The 16,124-nt window shown below is 44.3% G+C and carries 16 protein-coding genes, 1 tRNA gene and 1 other RNA gene; 9 read left to right on the forward strand and 9 right to left on the reverse strand.

The annotated features are described in order from the left end of the window. Complete coding sequence (gene hemA, locus LVY74_RS12670; protein WP_237815362.1) at positions 1-1,284, forward strand: glutamyl-tRNA reductase; 1,284 nt, start codon at positions 1-3, stop codon at positions 1,282-1,284. Positions 1,285-1,539: 255 nt separating this feature from the next. Continuing rightward, the gene (locus tag LVY74_RS12675; RefSeq protein WP_237815363.1) at positions 1,540-1,773 is read left to right on the forward strand and encodes a hypothetical protein; all 234 of its coding nucleotides are present in this window, start codon (positions 1,540-1,542) and stop codon (positions 1,771-1,773) included. A 39-nt stretch (positions 1,774-1,812) separates the two neighbouring features. Here LVY74_RS12675 and LVY74_RS12680 read toward each other — a convergent pair whose 3' ends face one another. Both LVY74_RS12680 and LVY74_RS12685 read right to left on the reverse strand, forming a co-directional pair. Next, positions 1,813-3,669, reverse strand: a complete 1,857-nt coding sequence (locus tag LVY74_RS12680; protein ID WP_237815364.1) for a DNA primase — start codon at positions 3,667-3,669, stop codon at positions 1,813-1,815. 111 nt (positions 3,670-3,780) lie between these two features. After that, complete coding sequence (locus tag LVY74_RS12685) at positions 3,781-4,878, reverse strand: outer membrane protein assembly factor BamD (RefSeq protein ID WP_237815365.1); 1,098 nt, start codon at positions 4,876-4,878, stop codon at positions 3,781-3,783. A gap of 72 nt (positions 4,879-4,950) precedes the next feature. Between LVY74_RS12685 and rluD the strand changes: the two genes are divergently transcribed. From rluD to LVY74_RS12700, 3 genes are read left to right on the forward strand one after another with little or no spacing between them, the layout of a single operon-like run. After that, the gene (rluD, locus tag LVY74_RS12690) at positions 4,951-6,003 is read left to right on the forward strand and encodes a 23S rRNA pseudouridine(1911/1915/1917) synthase RluD (protein ID WP_151777110.1); all 1,053 of its coding nucleotides are present in this window, start codon (positions 4,951-4,953) and stop codon (positions 6,001-6,003) included. A 39-nt stretch (positions 6,004-6,042) separates the two neighbouring features. Beyond that, positions 6,043-6,783 carry a peptidoglycan editing factor PgeF gene (gene pgeF / locus LVY74_RS12695; protein ID WP_237815366.1) on the forward strand — a complete coding sequence of 247 codons (741 nt, stop codon included), beginning with the start codon at positions 6,043-6,045 and terminating at the stop codon, positions 6,781-6,783. A 44-nt stretch (positions 6,784-6,827) separates the two neighbouring features. Next, positions 6,828-7,388 carry a flavodoxin family protein gene (locus tag LVY74_RS12700; RefSeq protein ID WP_237815367.1) on the forward strand — a complete coding sequence of 187 codons (561 nt, stop codon included), beginning with the start codon at positions 6,828-6,830 and terminating at the stop codon, positions 7,386-7,388. Positions 7,389-7,496: 108 nt separating this feature from the next. Here LVY74_RS12700 and LVY74_RS12705 read toward each other — a convergent pair whose 3' ends face one another. The 7 genes from LVY74_RS12705 to smpB all read right to left on the reverse strand — a co-directional run bounded on the left by LVY74_RS12705 (position 7,497) and on the right by smpB (position 14,681). Then, positions 7,497-8,156: a methionine ABC transporter permease gene (locus LVY74_RS12705; RefSeq protein WP_237815368.1), complete on the reverse strand. Its 660-nt coding sequence runs from the start codon at positions 8,154-8,156 to the stop codon at positions 7,497-7,499. Further along, positions 8,137-9,204, reverse strand: coding sequence for a methionine ABC transporter ATP-binding protein (locus tag LVY74_RS12710; protein ID WP_237815369.1), 1,068 nt, complete (start codon positions 9,202-9,204; stop codon positions 8,137-8,139). The genes LVY74_RS12705 and LVY74_RS12710 overlap by 20 nt, the downstream gene beginning before the upstream one ends. A gap of 9 nt (positions 9,205-9,213) precedes the next feature. Beyond that, complete coding sequence (locus tag LVY74_RS12715) at positions 9,214-10,050, reverse strand: MetQ/NlpA family ABC transporter substrate-binding protein (RefSeq protein ID WP_237815370.1); 837 nt, start codon at positions 10,048-10,050, stop codon at positions 9,214-9,216. A 23-nt stretch (positions 10,051-10,073) separates the two neighbouring features. Then, positions 10,074-11,462 (reverse strand): LLM class flavin-dependent oxidoreductase, encoded by a 1,389-nt coding sequence (locus LVY74_RS12720; RefSeq protein WP_237815371.1) that lies wholly within the window; start codon positions 11,460-11,462, stop codon positions 10,074-10,076. Beyond that, positions 11,462-12,685 carry an SfnB family sulfur acquisition oxidoreductase gene (locus tag LVY74_RS12725; RefSeq protein WP_237815372.1) on the reverse strand — a complete coding sequence of 408 codons (1,224 nt, stop codon included), beginning with the start codon at positions 12,683-12,685 and terminating at the stop codon, positions 11,462-11,464. The genes LVY74_RS12720 and LVY74_RS12725 overlap by 1 nt, the downstream gene beginning before the upstream one ends. 10 nt (positions 12,686-12,695) lie before the next feature. Beyond that, positions 12,696-13,898 carry an SfnB family sulfur acquisition oxidoreductase gene (locus LVY74_RS12730; protein WP_237815373.1) on the reverse strand — a complete coding sequence of 401 codons (1,203 nt, stop codon included), beginning with the start codon at positions 13,896-13,898 and terminating at the stop codon, positions 12,696-12,698. Between the two features lie 306 nt (positions 13,899-14,204). After that, positions 14,205-14,681, reverse strand: coding sequence for an SsrA-binding protein SmpB (smpB, locus tag LVY74_RS12735; RefSeq protein ID WP_111894706.1), 477 nt, complete (start codon positions 14,679-14,681; stop codon positions 14,205-14,207). Between the two features lie 145 nt (positions 14,682-14,826). Between smpB and coaD the strand changes: the two genes are divergently transcribed. From coaD to LVY74_RS12755, 4 genes are all read left to right on the forward strand, one after another. Beyond that, the gene (gene coaD / locus LVY74_RS12740) at positions 14,827-15,318 is read left to right on the forward strand and encodes a pantetheine-phosphate adenylyltransferase (protein ID WP_237815374.1); all 492 of its coding nucleotides are present in this window, start codon (positions 14,827-14,829) and stop codon (positions 15,316-15,318) included. A gap of 1 nt (position 15,319) precedes the next feature. Beyond that, positions 15,320-15,589 carry a YfhL family 4Fe-4S dicluster ferredoxin gene (locus tag LVY74_RS12745; protein ID WP_111894702.1) on the forward strand — a complete coding sequence of 90 codons (270 nt, stop codon included), beginning with the start codon at positions 15,320-15,322 and terminating at the stop codon, positions 15,587-15,589. A 20-nt stretch (positions 15,590-15,609) separates the two neighbouring features. After that, an RNA gene (rnpB, locus tag LVY74_RS12750) (RNase P RNA component class A) lies at positions 15,610-15,978 on the forward strand. Positions 15,979-16,040: 62 nt separating this feature from the next. Then, positions 16,041-16,117, forward strand: a tRNA-Met gene (locus LVY74_RS12755). Positions 16,118-16,124: the final 7 nt, after the last annotated feature.

The following is a 16,124-nucleotide window of genomic DNA, read 5'->3' on the forward strand; positions in this document are numbered from 1 at the left end:
ATGACGTTCTTTGCTTTAGGTGTCAACCATCAAACCGCTTCAGTTGACTTACGTGAGCGCGTTGCATTTAATGCAGAGCGCCTACGTACATTATTGGCTGAACAAAGCCATCAAAATCAATTTAATGATTTAGTGGTGGTATCGACTTGTAACCGTACCGAAGTCTATGCCATCACCGACGAAGCAGACATGCTATTAAATTGGTTGGCTCAATCCAATGGCATTGATGTTAACCAATTGTTTAATCATGTATATCGCTATGAAGATATTCAGGCGGTTTCCCATCTTATGCGCGTCGCCAGTGGCCTAGATTCACTGATGCTTGGCGAACCACAAATTTTAGGGCAAGTGAAATCGGCTTTGGCTCTGGCAAAAGAGTCTGGTACGGTTTCAGGTCACTTAAATCGTGTTTTTGAATATGCGTTTTATGCAGCAAAGCGAGTTCGTTCTGAAACGGCTGTAGGCAGTCATGCAGTTTCAATGGGTTATGCAGTTGCTCAGCTTGCTCAACAAGTCTTTAGCCACCCTGAAAAACTGGTGGTGCTCATGGTTGCCGCAGGTGAAATGAACAGTCTTGTCGCAAAGCACATGGCAGATTTGGGCGTTGCAAAAATCCTGATTTGTAACCGTGGTCGTGAACGTGCTGAAAAACTTGCTAGTGAAATTACCGCATTTGTGGATGTTGAAATTATTCCATTTAATGAGCTGTCAGAGCATTTGTATCGTGCTGATGTCATTTCAAGTTGTACAGGCAGCTTGCATCAGGTGATTGCTTACCGAGATGTAAAAACAGCTTTAAAGAAGCGCCGCTATCAGCAAATGCTGATGGTCGATTTAGCAGTTCCACGTGATATTGACCCGAAAGTTGAAGACCTTGATGGGGTTTACTTATATGGTGTTGATGATCTGCAAAGCGTGATTGATGAAAACCTAGCGCAGCGTCGTCAAGCGGCAGTTGAAGCTGAAGTGATGGTTAATCAACTGGCAACGCAGCTTTTAACTCAAGAAAAGGTCAAAGAAGCAGGACACTCAATTTGCGCCTACCGCGAAGCTGGGCAGCAAATGCAACAAGAAGAAGTGGATCATGCTTTACAATGTCTGCATGAAGGTGAGTCACCAGAAAAAGTGATTCAGGAACTTGCGCATCGTCTCACACATAAGTTATTACATCCGACATCAATGTTGCTACGTGAAGCTGCACAAACGGAAGACCCTGAATATTTGGAATGGATTCAGGATCACTTGCAACGAGTTCTAGAACATCGTCGTAAACCTAAAAGCTAAAGTTGCTATTGTGAGAGATGACGGCTTAGTCATTTCTCATAATGGATCAAATTGATAAAAAAATAAGATTTATAATTCAATAAAATAAGTCGAAAAATCTTGTCAAGTCAGCATTGTTTCATCAGCTTTTACAGTCATTTGAGATTTTTATCTGCCTGAATTTCGGTTTTATACTATGTCCGCTGTAAAATCTCCGAAAGGGATATTGGTTGATTTTCACTGCTCGCATCCGATTCTTAGCGGTAGGAGATTGACATGAAATATCGCACCAGTTCTGCATCCTCATATACACGATTTCAACAGGCTTGTTTGCATCCCTTACACTTTAGCAAAATGCAAATGGCACAGTATTTACCTGATTTACGAAGTGTTTCGATTGGCATTTTTGATGGTGAATTTGAGGATACTCAAACTCGTCAGCAGCAAGTGCAGCAACTCGGCGTACACAAATGCTTTCAATCTACGTATCAGCGTTTATTTTTTCATTAAGTCGTGTTTGTGAATCAAGCAGATACCTCATGTGTCTGCTTAATGTAAAAGTTTGAGACTAATCTGTTTGGTCAACTCATTGAGCTGCATACGTAAATTTTGTGATTCCTGTAAAGAAGCAGGACGCTTCATTCGTTGTTTGAGTAACTTTTCTTGTAAGGCTAAAGCATTTTCTTTAGCAAAATTAAATGTTCGTTCTGGCGAATTCAAAATCTCAAGTACATTGGTGCGTTGCAGTAATTCGGCAATCTCTCCACGATAGGCATAACAAGCACCAAGCACATAATAAATTGCACGTTCCTGATCATCAGGCAGTTTGTCGAAGACCTGATCTAGTACGGCTAAAATCTCGGCCAATAAATCATCTTGCTGAATATACGCGCGCAGTTGTTCAAAATGCGTATAGAGAAATGGATTGCTCATGAGTAGGGCAACCGCAAAGTCTTCATCTCGAGTACGGATGTTAAATGATAACGATGCATCATGACTGATTTTAGGTGTAAAGCGTTTGCCGAGTCCTAATTTTTCTCGAAATGCCTGACTGAGCAAATAACGATAAGAGCCTTGTGGTGGCAGCAGTTGAGTCAGATTTTTGAGCTCACCCATCACCTGACTTTTACCTTCAGGGGTGCTGACATCGTGTTGCTGTGTCAGTAAAGCGAATAAAAAGTCAGACAGCAGAGGGGCTTGTTGCCAAAGTTGCTGGAATCTTTCCACGCCTTCCTGACGGATTAATGAGTCAGGGTCATGGTCATTCGGCAAAATAAAAAATTTCAGCTCACGACCATCATTGAGTAAAGGTAGTGCAATTTCTAGGGTGCGGCGAGCTGCTTTTTGACCCGCGCTATCTCCATCAAAAGCGATGGTAATTCGATGATTACGTTTAAATAAAATGTTTAAGTGTTCAGTATTACTGGCAGTTCCAAGTGTTGCAACACCACCATGAATGCCTGCCTGATGCAATGCAATCACATCCATGTAACCTTCGACCAAAAGCCAATCTTGGGCTTTAAATTTCGTGCCTTCATATAATCCATAGAGCAACTGGTTTTTATGAAAGACTTCCGAGTCAGGCGAGTTAATGTATTTGGGTTTGATTTCATCATTCAGCGCACGACCACCAAAACCGACAACACGACCTTTCGAGTCACGAATCGGGAAAATGACCCGATCACGTAACAGGTCAAAATCACGTCCGCTGTCACTGGTACGAATTAGACCGAGTTGTTTTAAACCATCAATATCTTGAGGGAAAGCGTGTTCTAAATGCTGCCAGTCTTCAGGCGCATAACCTAAACGCCAATCTTGGAGGGTTGTAGGACTTAAACCACGCTGTTTGAAATAACGCTGTGCAGAAGCACTTTTGGGTAACTGTTGCTGATAAAACTGGGCAATATTTTCCAGTAAGTCATACAGGTTACCTTCTTGGGTAATTTCAGAAAACTGCTGGTCAGCAAAGAAAAAAGGATCATCCTGTGGAAATGGATACGGCTCAAACTCCTGCATGACATCTGGGGGAGATACAGGCAGACTTGGTGCAGGACTAATTTGAGGTGTTGGAGTTGTTGTTTTTTTATAGGTGAGTTTTTTACTGTCCTGATTGTCTTTGGGAAGTTCTATGCCAGTTTGGCTAGCGAGGTCTTTCATCACCTCGATAAAACTACGATTGTCGATGTCCATTAGAAATTTAATGGCATTGCCATTGGCTTGACAACCAAAGCAGTGATAGTACTGCTTGTCACGATAGACGTGAAAAGATGGGCTTTTTTCCTGATGAAATGGGCAGCAACCTGAGTATGTACGTCCAGTTTTTTTTAGTTTGACACGTTGCCCGATCAGATCAACCAGATCTGTACGGTCAAGAATTTGGTCAATTGTTTGCTGTGGAATCGCCATAATCGGGGAGATAGAAAATCATACGGGTTGATCAGTGTAGCAAATTTTCAAGTTACACAACATATAAAAGGCGAGCACATAGCCCGCCTTTTATCAAACAACAGCTTGAAATTAGTTGCTTTCAGGTTTGTCGAGTAAACCGAAGCTTAAACGATTTGTCCAACTGCGTTTTGGTTTTTCTTCTGATGTTGGTGCAGGCGTAGCGACGACTGGCTCAGATGCAACAGCAGCAGGTGCGGCAGTTTGTTCCTGCTCAGGTTTGTCGAGCATGCCGAAGCTTAAACGGTTAGTCCAGCTACGTTTCTCGCTATGCTCGTCAGATGCCTGTTGAGCATGATTAACATTGCTTTCAGAGCTACGACCAAAAATACCTAAAGTCGCTTTGTTCCACCAGCTACCTTGTTTACGAGCGGCAGCAAGGTCAACTGTACCATTGGCTTTCACTAGATTTGGATAGTTTAGCTTAAGAATGTTGATATATTGCTGTGCGCTTTGTTGGTTGCCCAATTGGGTATAACCATAAGCAACAGTTGCCAATGCTTCAGGAATCTGTGGTGTGTCAGGATAATGTTCGACAACCCACTGACCACGTTCAATTGCGGCAACCCACGCTTGACGTTCAATATTAAAACGTGCAGCCGTCATTTCGTGTTCTGCGAGTTCTTGACCGATGTATTTCATGCGCTGTGCCGCATCGACAGAATACTGACTTGATGGGAAACGACGAATCAGATCAACAAAGTTTTGATAAGCCAGTTTTAAATAGTTCACATCGCGATGAGACTGTTTGAGCGATGTATAACGCACGATTCCATCGTAGTTTTGTTCCATGTTAGCAACGCCACGTGCATAGTAAGCGTAAGCAACATTTGGATGGTCTGGATTCAAACGAATAAAGCGATCAGCAGCAGTGACAACACCTGGATAATCTTTTTGTTGGAACTTCACATAAATTAAATCCAACTGCGCTTTTTGAGCATGTGTCCCAGTTGGGAAGTAAGTGTCAATCGCTTGGAGGTTTTTTGCCGCTTCATTATATTGGCCTTTATTCAGCGCTTTTTCAGCTGAATCAAAATAGGCTTGTTCGCTGCTTTGTGGTCCAAGATCGGCTACTTCTTTTTTTGATGGATTGCTGCTACAGCCCACAAATGTACCTGCAATGCCTAAACAAAGCACAAGCATAGTAACTTTATAACGTGGTAGCGACATAAAAATTCCTCAGTTAATACGGGCAATGAGCTACAATGGCATTATTAAACCATTATTGTCTTAATGAGCCAAATGACTTCAACACAATCTTCTCATTCTAATTTCACTGAAACAGATTTCAATTTACTTGAAGATGCTGACGATGCAGATAATCATACTTCGAGCGTAACTTCAACACATTTATCGTTGCAATTTCAGTTGGATGAACAATATCTTGGGCTACGAATTGACCAAGTTGCAGCCACCGTTTGGTCTGATTTTTCACGAGAAAAACTTAAACAATGGATGAAAGATGGGCATCTGCTTGTCGACGGTAACAAAATTAAACCGAAATATCGCTGTGAAGGGAACGAGTTATTAACTTTAGATGTTGAGCTTGAACCACAAACCCATAATCAACCTGAAAATATTCCACTCGATATTGTCTATGAAGATGATGATATTTTAGTCATTAATAAACCTGTGGGTATGGTTGTACATCCTGGTGCGGGTAATGGTTCTGGAACACTGGTGAATGCCTTGCTTTACCATTATCCGAAATCGGCAGAATTGTCGCGTGCGGGACTGGTGCATCGTATCGATAAAGACACCAGTGGTTTGTTGGTTGTTGCTAAGAATCTAGAAGCACAATTTTCATTAACCAAACAGCTGGGTGATAAATCGGTTTACCGCGTTTATGATCTTGTGGTGTATGGCAATATTATTGCAGGCGGCACGATTGATGAGCCGATTAAACGTCATCCAGTTGATCGCGTAAAAATGACGGTACTTCCTGGTGGTCGTGATGCAGTAACGCATTACAATGTGAAAGAGCGTTTCCAGCACTTTACCCGTGTACAAGCCCAACTTGAAACAGGTCGTACCCATCAGATTCGTGTGCATTTTACTTATATTGGACATGGTTTAGTGGGCGATACCGTCTATGTCAATCGTGTGCGTGTGCCAGCGGGAGCATCTGAACTTCTCGCGAGCACCTTGCGCGCTTTCCGCCGTCAAGCCTTACATGCAGCCAAGCTGGGTCTGGTGCATCCACGTACTCAAGAAGAAATGTTGTTTGAAGCACCGTGGCCAGAAGACTTCAAACATTTAGTCCAAGTCCTTCGTGAAGAAAATGCAGCTTATTAATAAGCTGTATCATTGACCTCGTAACTGGAGAATTTAAGCATGCAATTTGTTCAAGGTTTACCCCAAGGCGTTTATGTGGGGCAAACCCATGTGCAACATCCTGAAAGTCGGTTGAGTGAACGAGCTGAACTGTCAGGGTTTAATTTGGCATTGCATGTGCAGGATGATCCAGTGCGCGTTCAGCAACATCGCATGGCGTTGCTGAATGAGTTTTCACAACACGGGGTGAATAAACTGACGTGGATGACTCAAACCCATAGCACGATTTGCCATACGGTGAATGCGCAAGTCTACTTTGAACCTTTGGTGGGTGATGGTTTGGTCACACAGCAAAAAGGTCATGCGATCTTGATGATGACCGCAGACTGTTTGCCTGTGGTTTTAGGCAATGCCGATGGCACTGAAGTCGCAAATCTGCATGCGGGTTGGCGTGGTCTGGCGGGTGGCATCATTGAAAATACCATTGCCACTATGCAAACCCAACCGACATGGGCTTGGCTCGGTGCATGTATTAGCCAGCCTTGCTTTGAGATTGGTGCAGAAGTTAAACAGGCATTTTGTGAAAAATATCCGTTGGAGTTCGCTTTTAAAGCAGGCGAGCACGCAGGGAAATACTATGCTGATCTGTATGCGATTGCGCGTTATATCTTAGAGCAGCATGGCGTGACTTTGGTGTCAGGCGGTGATCAGTGTACTTATACTCAAACTGAAGATTATTTTTCTTATCGCCGTAATGCAAAAACAGGGCGCATGGCGACATTCGTGTTTATGCAAGATTAATTCATGCTAAACTGCTCGGGATTTTTTGCTATTGATTCTCAATCATGACAACACTGCCGAAATCCCTTGCGATTGTTTACCACAGCCCGTATGGGCATACCGCAAAAGTTGCGCAATATATTGCTAAAGGTGCAATGCAGATTGGTGTGACTGTGCATGTCATGTCGATTGAACATATTGACTGGGACAAGCTGGATCAGGCACATGGCATTATTTTAGGATGTCCAACTTATATGGGAAGTGTCACAGGCCCATTTAAAATGTTTATGGACTCGACTTCCAAGCGCTGGATTAACCGCTTATGGCAGGGCAAGCTTGCCGCAGGCTTTACCAATTCGGGTGGCTTAAGTGGTGATAAGCTCTCTGTGTTGCAGCAAATTAACTTGTTTGCCATGCAGCATGGCATGCTTTGGACAGGTTTGCCGCTGTTGTCGACAGGGCAAAAAGATACCGATTTGAACCGTTTAGCCAGCCATTTGGGACTCATGACCCAATCCAACAATGCACCTGTAGAAATTACCCCACCACAAGGTGATTTAGATACTGCAATGTGGTTTGGTGAATATATCGCGCTGATGTTAAATCGGCTCAATCATTCTGCCTAAATTGTCGCATTTCAAAGTTAAAAATCATCGCAAAAATAATCATTCAACAACGCTGACTTGAGAAAGAATCTAGTCAGCGCATGTCGAAAAAATCAATTCAATTGCCAATCACAGTTTTCGTTTATCCAGTTGTCGTGCCAGTTGATCACCTGTGGCTTGTATCAACATCACTAAAATGACCAAGACCACAATCACCGCAAACATAATCTGCAAGTCAAAACGCTGATAACCATAACGGTAGGCGACATCGCCCAAACCACCCGCACCAATCGCGCCTGCAATGGCTGATGAGTTAATCATGGTGACAATCGTCACGGTAAACCCTGCGACAATGCCAGGTAAGGCCTCAGGCAACAGCACATGCCAAATGATCTGCTTGCGGTTACAGCCCATGGCTTGTGCTGCTTCTATCAGACCATGATCGACTTCTCTTAAACTGACTTCAGCAATCCGTGCAAAAAACGGTGTGGCTGCCAAAGATAGAGGCACAATTGCCGCCCAAACCCCGTAGCTTGTCCCGATAATCCAGCGGGTAATCGGAATCAGTGCCACCATTAAAATCAAAAAAGGTACAGAACGGGTAATGTTGATGATCCAGCCAATCGGTTGATTGATTTTAGCGGAAGGAAAAATGCCTTGCGCTGACGTACTCACTAGAATCACCGCAAGCGGTAAACCGATCAGTAAAGCAATCAGTGCAGATAGCCCAACCATCACCAAGGTATCCAGTGTGCCTGTCAGAAGCAGGTCAAACAGTTGATCTTGCATAACCAAGCTCCTTCAGTTGCAAGTGTTGAATTTTGTATCCATCTTGCACATCAGGCATTGGACGGTTTGAAGCCACTGCAATCACCAGACGCGCCACGATATAATCCTGAATCTGATCAATATGGCTTTGCAAAACTTGCACAGGTGACTGAAATTTCTGTAGTAACTGGTTAAAGTCAAATGCCTGATCAATGCGGTGAGCATATTCGATTTGTAGCACTTTCTGGGTATATTCGGCATTGGCTTCTGGGTTTAAGGTAATGCCAAAATCCAGTTGTTCCAAATTAAGCAGTTCTTGGGTAATCTGCTGCTGAGGGTTGGAAAAGACTGACCAGACTGCCCCCGATTCGACAATTTCACCATGATCAATCACCACCACTTCATCGCAAATGTCGCGAATCACCTGCATTTCATGGGTAATCAATACAATGGTAATGCCCAGTTCCTGATTGATTTTTTTCAGTAATGCTAAAATGGTGGCTGTACTTTCAGGATCGAGCGCCGAGGTGGCTTCATCACAGAGCAAAATTTCAGGTTGATGCACTAAAGCGCGGGCAATGCCAACACGTTGTTTTTGTCCACCCGAAAGTTGGGCAGGGTAGTACTCGGTTTTTTCGCTGAGTCCAACCAACGTCAGTACGTGATCGACACGTGAAGCAATTTCGGCTTTGGCAAGGCCTGCAATTTTTAGCGGCAAGGCGACATTTTCCCAAACGGTTTTGGCAGACATTAAATTGAAATGCTGAAAAATCATGCCGATTTTCTGACGCAGTTGAATCAGTTCGGCATGTTTGAGCTGAGTCAAATCCTGTTGATGAATCAGGATTTGACCACTTGATGGCTGCTCTAAACCATTCAGGCTACGAATCAAGGATGATTTTCCCGCGCCGCTTTTGCCGATAATTCCAAAAATATGTCCTTGTGGAATATCCAGTTGAATGTCTTTTAAAGCATGCACCTGCTGGCTTTGCCCTGCATAATATTTATTCAGGTTGCGAATTTTGATATGCGGCGTACTAAATTCGAGTGCTGTTCCGAAGCTGACCATAAATCACTCCTACCATCCTGCATACCACAGTCCAGAGCCAATTTCTGCATTCAGCGAGGCTTTGACTTGTGGTGAGTGTTGATAAATATCGACAAATTTCTGTAAGCGACCGCCTTCGTCTTTATAGTCTTTACGCACTACAAACAAGATGGCATAGCGTTTGTCTTCTTGACTGTTGAGCAGCAAGGCTTTTTTCGGGTCGATGGTTTTGGCAAGGTTAAGATAATGTGGATAGCTAAATGCCAAATCGACATCATCGACGGCACGGGCAGTTTGTGGCCCTTCCATTTCGACAAACTGTAGGTTCTTCGGATTGCTGACAATGTCATTTAAATTGGATAAATAATTGGTCGGATCTTTGAGTGTGATCAGTTTGGCTTGTTGTAATAACAATAACGCGCGGCCTTCATTAACAGGGTCATTCGGCACAGCCACGCGGGCTTTATTCGGCAGCGCATCCAAACTGCTGTATTTTTTCGAATACAGTCCAACCCGAGATGCAGCACCTGCCGCAAACGGTTTAAGGTCGTATTTACCTTCTTTAATGGCATTGGTTAAGAAAGGCTGATGCTGAAAAAAGTTGGCATCAATATCGCCGTGATTCAGGGTAATGTTCGGTGTGTTCCAGTCGGAAAATTCGACCAGTTTGACATTGATGCCCTGTTTTTTAGCTTCATTGGCTGCAACTTGCAAGGTGGTGGAAAACGCAGGGGTAATCCCAATCACCAGTTCCTTGTTTTGTGCCTGACGATGCTGATTCCACGCAAATAAACCTGCGATGACGGCAATCACCACCACGCCAATGCTGGCGATTTTTTTACCTGATAAAGTCTGTGTTTGTCCCATGAAAAATATCTCAAAAATTGTGTTTAACCGTCAAATGCGACAGCGTTAGAAAAAGTTGTGTTCTTGGTTTTTCCCTGACGTGCAGGATGTTGAGTTGGCAACTGATTGCCTTGTGCAAAAATTTTGTGGCGCAACGTGCCATCGGCATATGCGGTTTTGTAACGTCCACGCTGTTGCCATTCAGGAATCACATACTGAATAAAATCTTCATGTGATTCGGGGGTGATGGTGCGGGTCAGGTTAAAGCCATCAATGTCGGTTTGATCGAGCAGTTCAATCAGTTGCTCGGCAACTTCAGCGCCACTGCCGACAAAGAGCGGATAGCGCCCACCCAAAACATGCTGTTGTTTTAAATCCTGCGGGGTAATGCGCTGTTCTTTAAATTTCTGATTGACCGAAGCAATGCTGTTGGTGTGTTGATAAGGAATGGCTTCATCATTGACAAATTGGGCAAGGTCGATGCCAACTGAACTGGAATAATGTGCCAAGCCTGCTTCAGGGCTGGCGTAGCGTTGATATTCACTAAATTTTTCCTGAGCTTCGGCAGATGTTGCCGCAGTCACGACAGTAATACCGACAAAAACTTTAATCGAATGAGGATCACGTCCTTGTTCTTGTGCCAGTTGGCGTAGGCGTTGCACTTGCTGACGGATTTTCTCAGGACGATCACCACCGATAAACACACATTCGGCATGGCGTGTGGCAAACTGCATACCACGTGGTGATGCACCTGCCTGAAACAACACAGGTGTGCGCTGTGGAGATGGCGCAACCTGAAACACGCCTTCACTTTGGAAGAAATGTCCGTGATGTTGAATCGGATGAACCTTGCTTGGATCGGTAAAGATGCGTTGCTGCTTGTCTTTACGTACAGCATCATCTTCCCAAGAGTCCTGCCAGAACTTGTAAGATAGCTCTAAAAATTCTTCGGCTTGTTCATAACGTAAGTCATGATCTTTCAGCCCTGACTGACCAATCAGGCGTTCGGCACTGTCGAGATAACCCGTGACAATATTCCAGCCAATTCGTCCACGCGTCAGATGGTCTAGACTGGCAAAGCGCCGTGCCAGTTGATAGGGATGCTCATAACTTAAATTGACGGTTAAGCCAAAACCCAAATGCTCGGTGACACTTGCCATTGCAGAAATCAGGGTGGCAGGGTCATTGCTTGGTAGTTGTACTGACTCGCGTAAGGTCACATCGAGGTTGTTCTGATAAACATCATAAACCCCTGTAATGTCGGCAATAAACAGACCATCAAACAGACCTTTTTCCAAAGTTTTGGCTAAATCTGTCCAATAGTTCAGTTCATCAAAACGGTAGGACTGATCGCGTGGATGCGTCCATAAACCGTGATTGATATGCCCAACACTGTTCATGTCAAAGGCATTCAGCAAGATTTGCTTTGACATTACAGCGTTCCTCGGCGCGGTGGCAAAATGTGGTTCAGCACATAATTGCCAATAAAATAATATTTCCAGCGAGCGGTATCATGCAGGGTATGCACACGTGCATTGCGCCAATACAGGTCTAAGCCATCCTCACGCTGACTGCCACGACTTCCTGCCAGTTCAATCAATTTAGATGAGGCAAGGAGCGCAATGTCGGTACTATGCGCTCGCACTTTCGCGACCTGAATCGAGGCATGGGCAATGTTGTCAACAGTCGGTTTTGGCTTTGCCGCATCGACAGCAAGAGCAGCTTGTTTGAGTAACAATTCACTGGCTTTGACATCGACTGCGACTTGACCCAGTTCATATAAAGTCAGCGGGTCTTGGCTGGCGTGATCGATCTCTGCATCAATCCACGGGCGGGCTTGTTTAACGCGTTGTAGTGTTTCTTCAAAGGCGGCACGGGCAATCCCAACTTCAATCGAGGCATGAATCAGTTGGGCAAACGGGCCAACCAAAGTGGGTTGAGCAAACGCTTGATCGAATGGAATCACATCTTCTTCGGCCACAAACACTTGGTTAAATTTCACAGTGCCGCTGCCTGTAGTGCGCTGTCCGAAACCTGACCAGTTATCAATGAGTTCCAAGCCTTCGCTGTGTCGTGGCACAAAGGCTAAAAATTCGCGTTCTTGTGCATCTTTAACTAAGGTCGGAATGCGATGCGCAAATAAACTGCCTGTGCAATAGAACTTCTCACCTTGAATGATATAACCCCCTTCAATGGCTTGAATCTGACTATGCTTCTGTGTGGCATTTCGGGTTTTGAACTCGGCGAGTGCATTACCAAAACGAGCGCCTTGCAGCACCTCGCGGTAAAGTTGCTGTTTTTGCTGCTCGGTTCCTGTGTTGCGTAATACTTCGAGGGCATAAAAATGGTTTTGGGGAATTTGCCCAATTGAACCATCGACACCACTAAATAGCGCCACAATTTGAGCCACTGTCCAGCTTGAAACTTCTGCACCACCGTATTGTTTTGGTACGGTAATTGCCCATAATCCAGACTGACTAAATTTTTGAATTTCTTCAAAAGGTAAGCGGCGTTGTTGATCGCGTTCAGTGGCGAGTTGCTTAAACTCCTGACTGAGCTGTTGTGCAATCGCCAGTGCTTCAGCATCTGAACGGATAATATGCGCTGTGGTCTGTGCTTGTGGCTGCTGTGCCCAAAAATCTTGATAGGAGGTCATGGTGTTCTCCTTAAATCCATGCGTGGCGTGCAGGGAAAACGCCGTTTAAGTAATAATTGCCCAAGGCATGATATTTCCAGCGCACAGGGTCATGCAGGGTGTGTACCCGAGCATTGCGCCAGTGTTGGTCGAGGTTGAATTGGCTTAAAGACGAACGGCTACCACCGAGTTCAAACAGTTTTTCTGAAATGGTGAGCGCGGCACGATGGGCATAAATTTTGGCTTCGGCAACTGCAATAGACGCTTGCGCTGCTTGTGCTTCAGTAATGCTCGGCAGTTGATCGAGTTCATCAAGAAATTCGGCTGCGTCATTGAGCAACAGCACACTGGCATTGAGTAAAATGTCCAGTTTGCCAATTTCCTGTAAGGTAAATAATTCCTGATTGGCGCGTTCCACTTGAGCATCCACAATCGGACGGGCTTTACGAACTGAACTGAGCGTATCTTGCAAAGCGGCTTCGGCAATCCCGACATCAATTGCCACTTGTAGTAGTTGTGAATACGCACCACGATAATTGGCTGTTTCGCCGAGTTTACGTTCATCAAAAATCAATTCAGGATTGACCTGTACCTGATGCAGTCTGACCGTGCCGCTCGATGTAGTTCGTTGCCCAAAACCGTTCCAGTCATCAATCACCTCAACACCATCTTGCTCACGTTCGACCAAGACCAGCACCACATGACCTTCAGGATGTAAGGCTTTGACTGCCAGTAAGTCTGCAAAACTGCTGCCTGTTGAATAGAATTTTTCGCCTGTTAGAAAATATTGATCATTGATCAGACTCAGCGTGGTATGCAAAGTCTTGGTGTCTTTGCTTTGGCGCTCAGGGCCTGCATTCGCCAAAAAACGACCTGCTAAAATCTGTTGATACACCCAAGTTTTTTGCTGTTCACTGCCTAAGAGTTCAATTAAATTCAGCACACCAAACTGGTTTTGTGGAATCTGACCCACATTGGCATCGGCTTTTGCCAAAATTCGAAACACGTGGCTCAGTGTTTTATTGGATACAAAAGCACCGCCATACTGTTTTGGAATCCGAATGCCTGTTAAACCTTTTTGGGTGAGTTTTTGAATCACATCGGTGGGTAAAATTCGTTGTTGGTCACGAAGATCTCTTTGCTCTAAGGCGAAATCGGCGACTTGATAAGCCGCATTAATCGCTTCTTGATCGTTTTGAATAATATGAATATTGGTCTGATTTAGCGTAGACATGGCAAGCCCCTCAATGACATAGCCACACCCTAATCAGAAAAGAACAGCTTGAGAAATAAGGCTTCTTGCAAACCTTATGCGAAAAACTGCATAAAAATCTGGAAAAACTAAATTTATGGAATTTAAATTGTTAAATATTTGATATTTATATTTTTATATAAAAATCTCTTTATGGATTTGAGCGCGTGTTTGCATGAAAAATGCTAAATAATCCAGAAATTGAGCTAAAGTTTTGATGATGGATCTAAATAACAAGCATAAAAAAGCGAGATATCAAATCTCGCTTTAATCAACATTCGTTGTGATTTAGCGGTGGAAAATACGCGCCTTGTCACGTTGCCAGTCACGATCTTTTTCACTGGCACGCTTGTCATGAAGTTGTTTACCTTTTACCAGTGCAATTTCCAGTTTAGCTAAATGACCTTTCCAGTAACAGGCTAAAGGGACACAAGAATAACCTTTTTGGTTGACTGCACCTGTTAACTTTTCTAGTTCACGGCGTGACAATAACAGCTTGCGAGTACGAGTCGCTTCAGGTACGACATGTGTAGAAGCCGAGAGTAATGGCTGAATTTGTGCGCCAAATAAAAACGCTTCGCCATTTTTAAAAATAATATAACTTTCGACCAGACTCATCCGTCCAGCGCGCAGAGATTTGACTTCCCAACCTTGTAGGGACATACCTGCTTCAAATTTTTCTTCGATAAAATAATCATGGCGGGCACGCTTATTTTGAGCAATGGTTCCGCCATTATTTTTCTTGACTACAGTTGCTTTCGTCATAATTAAATCATTCCAAAACTGCGTCTATTGTGCCGTAAAGTTTTCGCAAGGTGAAGCTTTTCTACAGAAAACAAAGCATTCCTTCGCTAAAAAACAACTTTTTGCTAGAATAGCAACACCTAAGCGGAAACTAGAGAAGATGAGGATGTCGAAATCACGCATCATTTACCCAGGGACGTTCGATCCGATTACCAAAGGTCATATTGATTTGGTTGTGCGTGCAGCCAAAATGTTTGATGAGGTGGTGGTTGCCATCGCTGTCGGGCATCACAAAAACCCCGTTTTCTCTCTTGAAGAACGTGTTGATTTGGCGAAGCAGTCATTGAGTCATCTGGATAACGTTGAATTTATGGGCTTTGATGGCTTATTGGTCAATTTTTTTAATGAGCAAAAAGCCACAGCCGTGTTGCGTGGTTTACGTGCAGTCTCAGACTTTGAATATGAGTTTCAGCTTGCCAATATGAACCGTACCTTAGATGCAAGTTTTGAAACCGTGTTTTTGACGCCAGCAGAGCAATATTCATTTATTTCATCGACGATGGTACGTGAAATAGCCCGCTTAAAAGGGGATGTTTCAAAATTTGTTCCTCAGCATGTCGCTGAAGCCTTTCAGCGTAAACATCAGCAAGGTTGGTAAAGTGTCTTTATATATTACCGAAGAATGTATTAACTGTGATGTTTGTGAACCAGTCTGCCCCAATGAAGCAATTTACTTTGGGGAGCTGATTTATGAGATCAACCCCGATTTATGCACTGAGTGCGTGGGACATCATGACAAGCCACAGTGTCAGCTGTTCTGCCCAGTCGACTGTATTCCACTCGATCCGAATCATGCAGAAACGCAAGAACAGCTCATGGAAAAGTATGAACGACTAACTGCTCAAAAAAACGCAAGCAATTCTGAATAAGATTTGCTACTATACGCGCCGAAGTGAGCTGGACGGTCGCTGCTGTGGAGGTCTTCGTGACTGAAGCAGGAGAGGAAAGTCCGGGCTTCAAAGGGCAGGGTGCCAGGTAACGCCTGGGCGGCGCGAGCCGACGGAAAGTGCAGCAGAGAGTAGACCGCCAATTCCTCCATTTTGTAGGATTTGGTAAGGGTGAAAGGGTGCGGTAAGAGCGCACCGCGTGTCTGGTAACAGTTCACGGCATGGTAAACCCCACCAGAAGCAAGACCAAATAGGAATCCTGAGGTACGGCCCGTACTGGATTCGGGTAGGTCGCTTGAGCGTATGAGTGATTGTACGCCTAGAGGAATGATCGTCCTCGACAGAACCCGGCTTACAGGCTCACTTCTCCAAATTTTTTGAAAAAAAGCTTGACGCTGTTACAAAAAGTAAAGATAATGCGCGCACAGTTTTCGGCTATGTAGCTCAGTTGGTTAGAGCACCGCACTCATAATGCGGGGGTCACAAGTTCAAGTCTCGTCATAGCCACCATTTTATA

The organism is Acinetobacter sp. ME22 (genome assembly GCF_022012315.1).
Taxonomy (GTDB): Bacteria; Pseudomonadota; Gammaproteobacteria; order Pseudomonadales; family Moraxellaceae; genus Acinetobacter; species Acinetobacter brisouii_A.

Bases quoted from the DNA above. Each gene is read 5' to 3' on its own strand.
- hemA (WP_237815362.1), top strand. From the start codon at position 1: ATGACGTTCTTTGCTTTAGGTGTCAACCATCAAACCGCTTCAGTTGAC.
- LVY74_RS12715 (WP_237815370.1), bottom strand. From the start codon at position 10,050: ATGGGACAAACACAGACTTTATCAGGTAAAAAAATCGCCAGCATTGGC.
- rluD (WP_151777110.1), top strand. From the start codon at position 4,951: ATGACTTCAACACAATCTTCTCATTCTAATTTCACTGAAACAGATTTC.
- LVY74_RS12685 (WP_237815365.1), bottom strand. From the start codon at position 4,878: ATGTCGCTACCACGTTATAAAGTTACTATGCTTGTGCTTTGTTTAGGC.
- LVY74_RS12700 (WP_237815367.1), top strand. From the start codon at position 6,828: ATGACAACACTGCCGAAATCCCTTGCGATTGTTTACCACAGCCCGTAT.
- LVY74_RS12730 (WP_237815373.1), bottom strand. From the start codon at position 13,898: ATGTCTACGCTAAATCAGACCAATATTCATATTATTCAAAACGATCAA.
- smpB (WP_111894706.1), bottom strand. From the start codon at position 14,681: ATGACGAAAGCAACTGTAGTCAAGAAAAATAATGGCGGAACCATTGCT.
- LVY74_RS12680 (WP_237815364.1), bottom strand. From the start codon at position 3,669: ATGGCGATTCCACAGCAAACAATTGACCAAATTCTTGACCGTACAGAT.
- coaD (WP_237815374.1), top strand. From the start codon at position 14,827: ATGTCGAAATCACGCATCATTTACCCAGGGACGTTCGATCCGATTACC.
- LVY74_RS12710 (WP_237815369.1), bottom strand. From the start codon at position 9,204: ATGGTCAGCTTCGGAACAGCACTCGAATTTAGTACGCCGCATATCAAA.
- LVY74_RS12720 (WP_237815371.1), bottom strand. From the start codon at position 11,462: ATGTCAAAGCAAATCTTGCTGAATGCCTTTGACATGAACAGTGTTGGG.
- LVY74_RS12705 (WP_237815368.1), bottom strand. From the start codon at position 8,156: ATGCAAGATCAACTGTTTGACCTGCTTCTGACAGGCACACTGGATACC.
- LVY74_RS12675 (WP_237815363.1), top strand. From the start codon at position 1,540: ATGAAATATCGCACCAGTTCTGCATCCTCATATACACGATTTCAACAG.
- pgeF (WP_237815366.1), top strand. From the start codon at position 6,043: ATGCAATTTGTTCAAGGTTTACCCCAAGGCGTTTATGTGGGGCAAACC.
- LVY74_RS12725 (WP_237815372.1), bottom strand. From the start codon at position 12,685: ATGACCTCCTATCAAGATTTTTGGGCACAGCAGCCACAAGCACAGACC.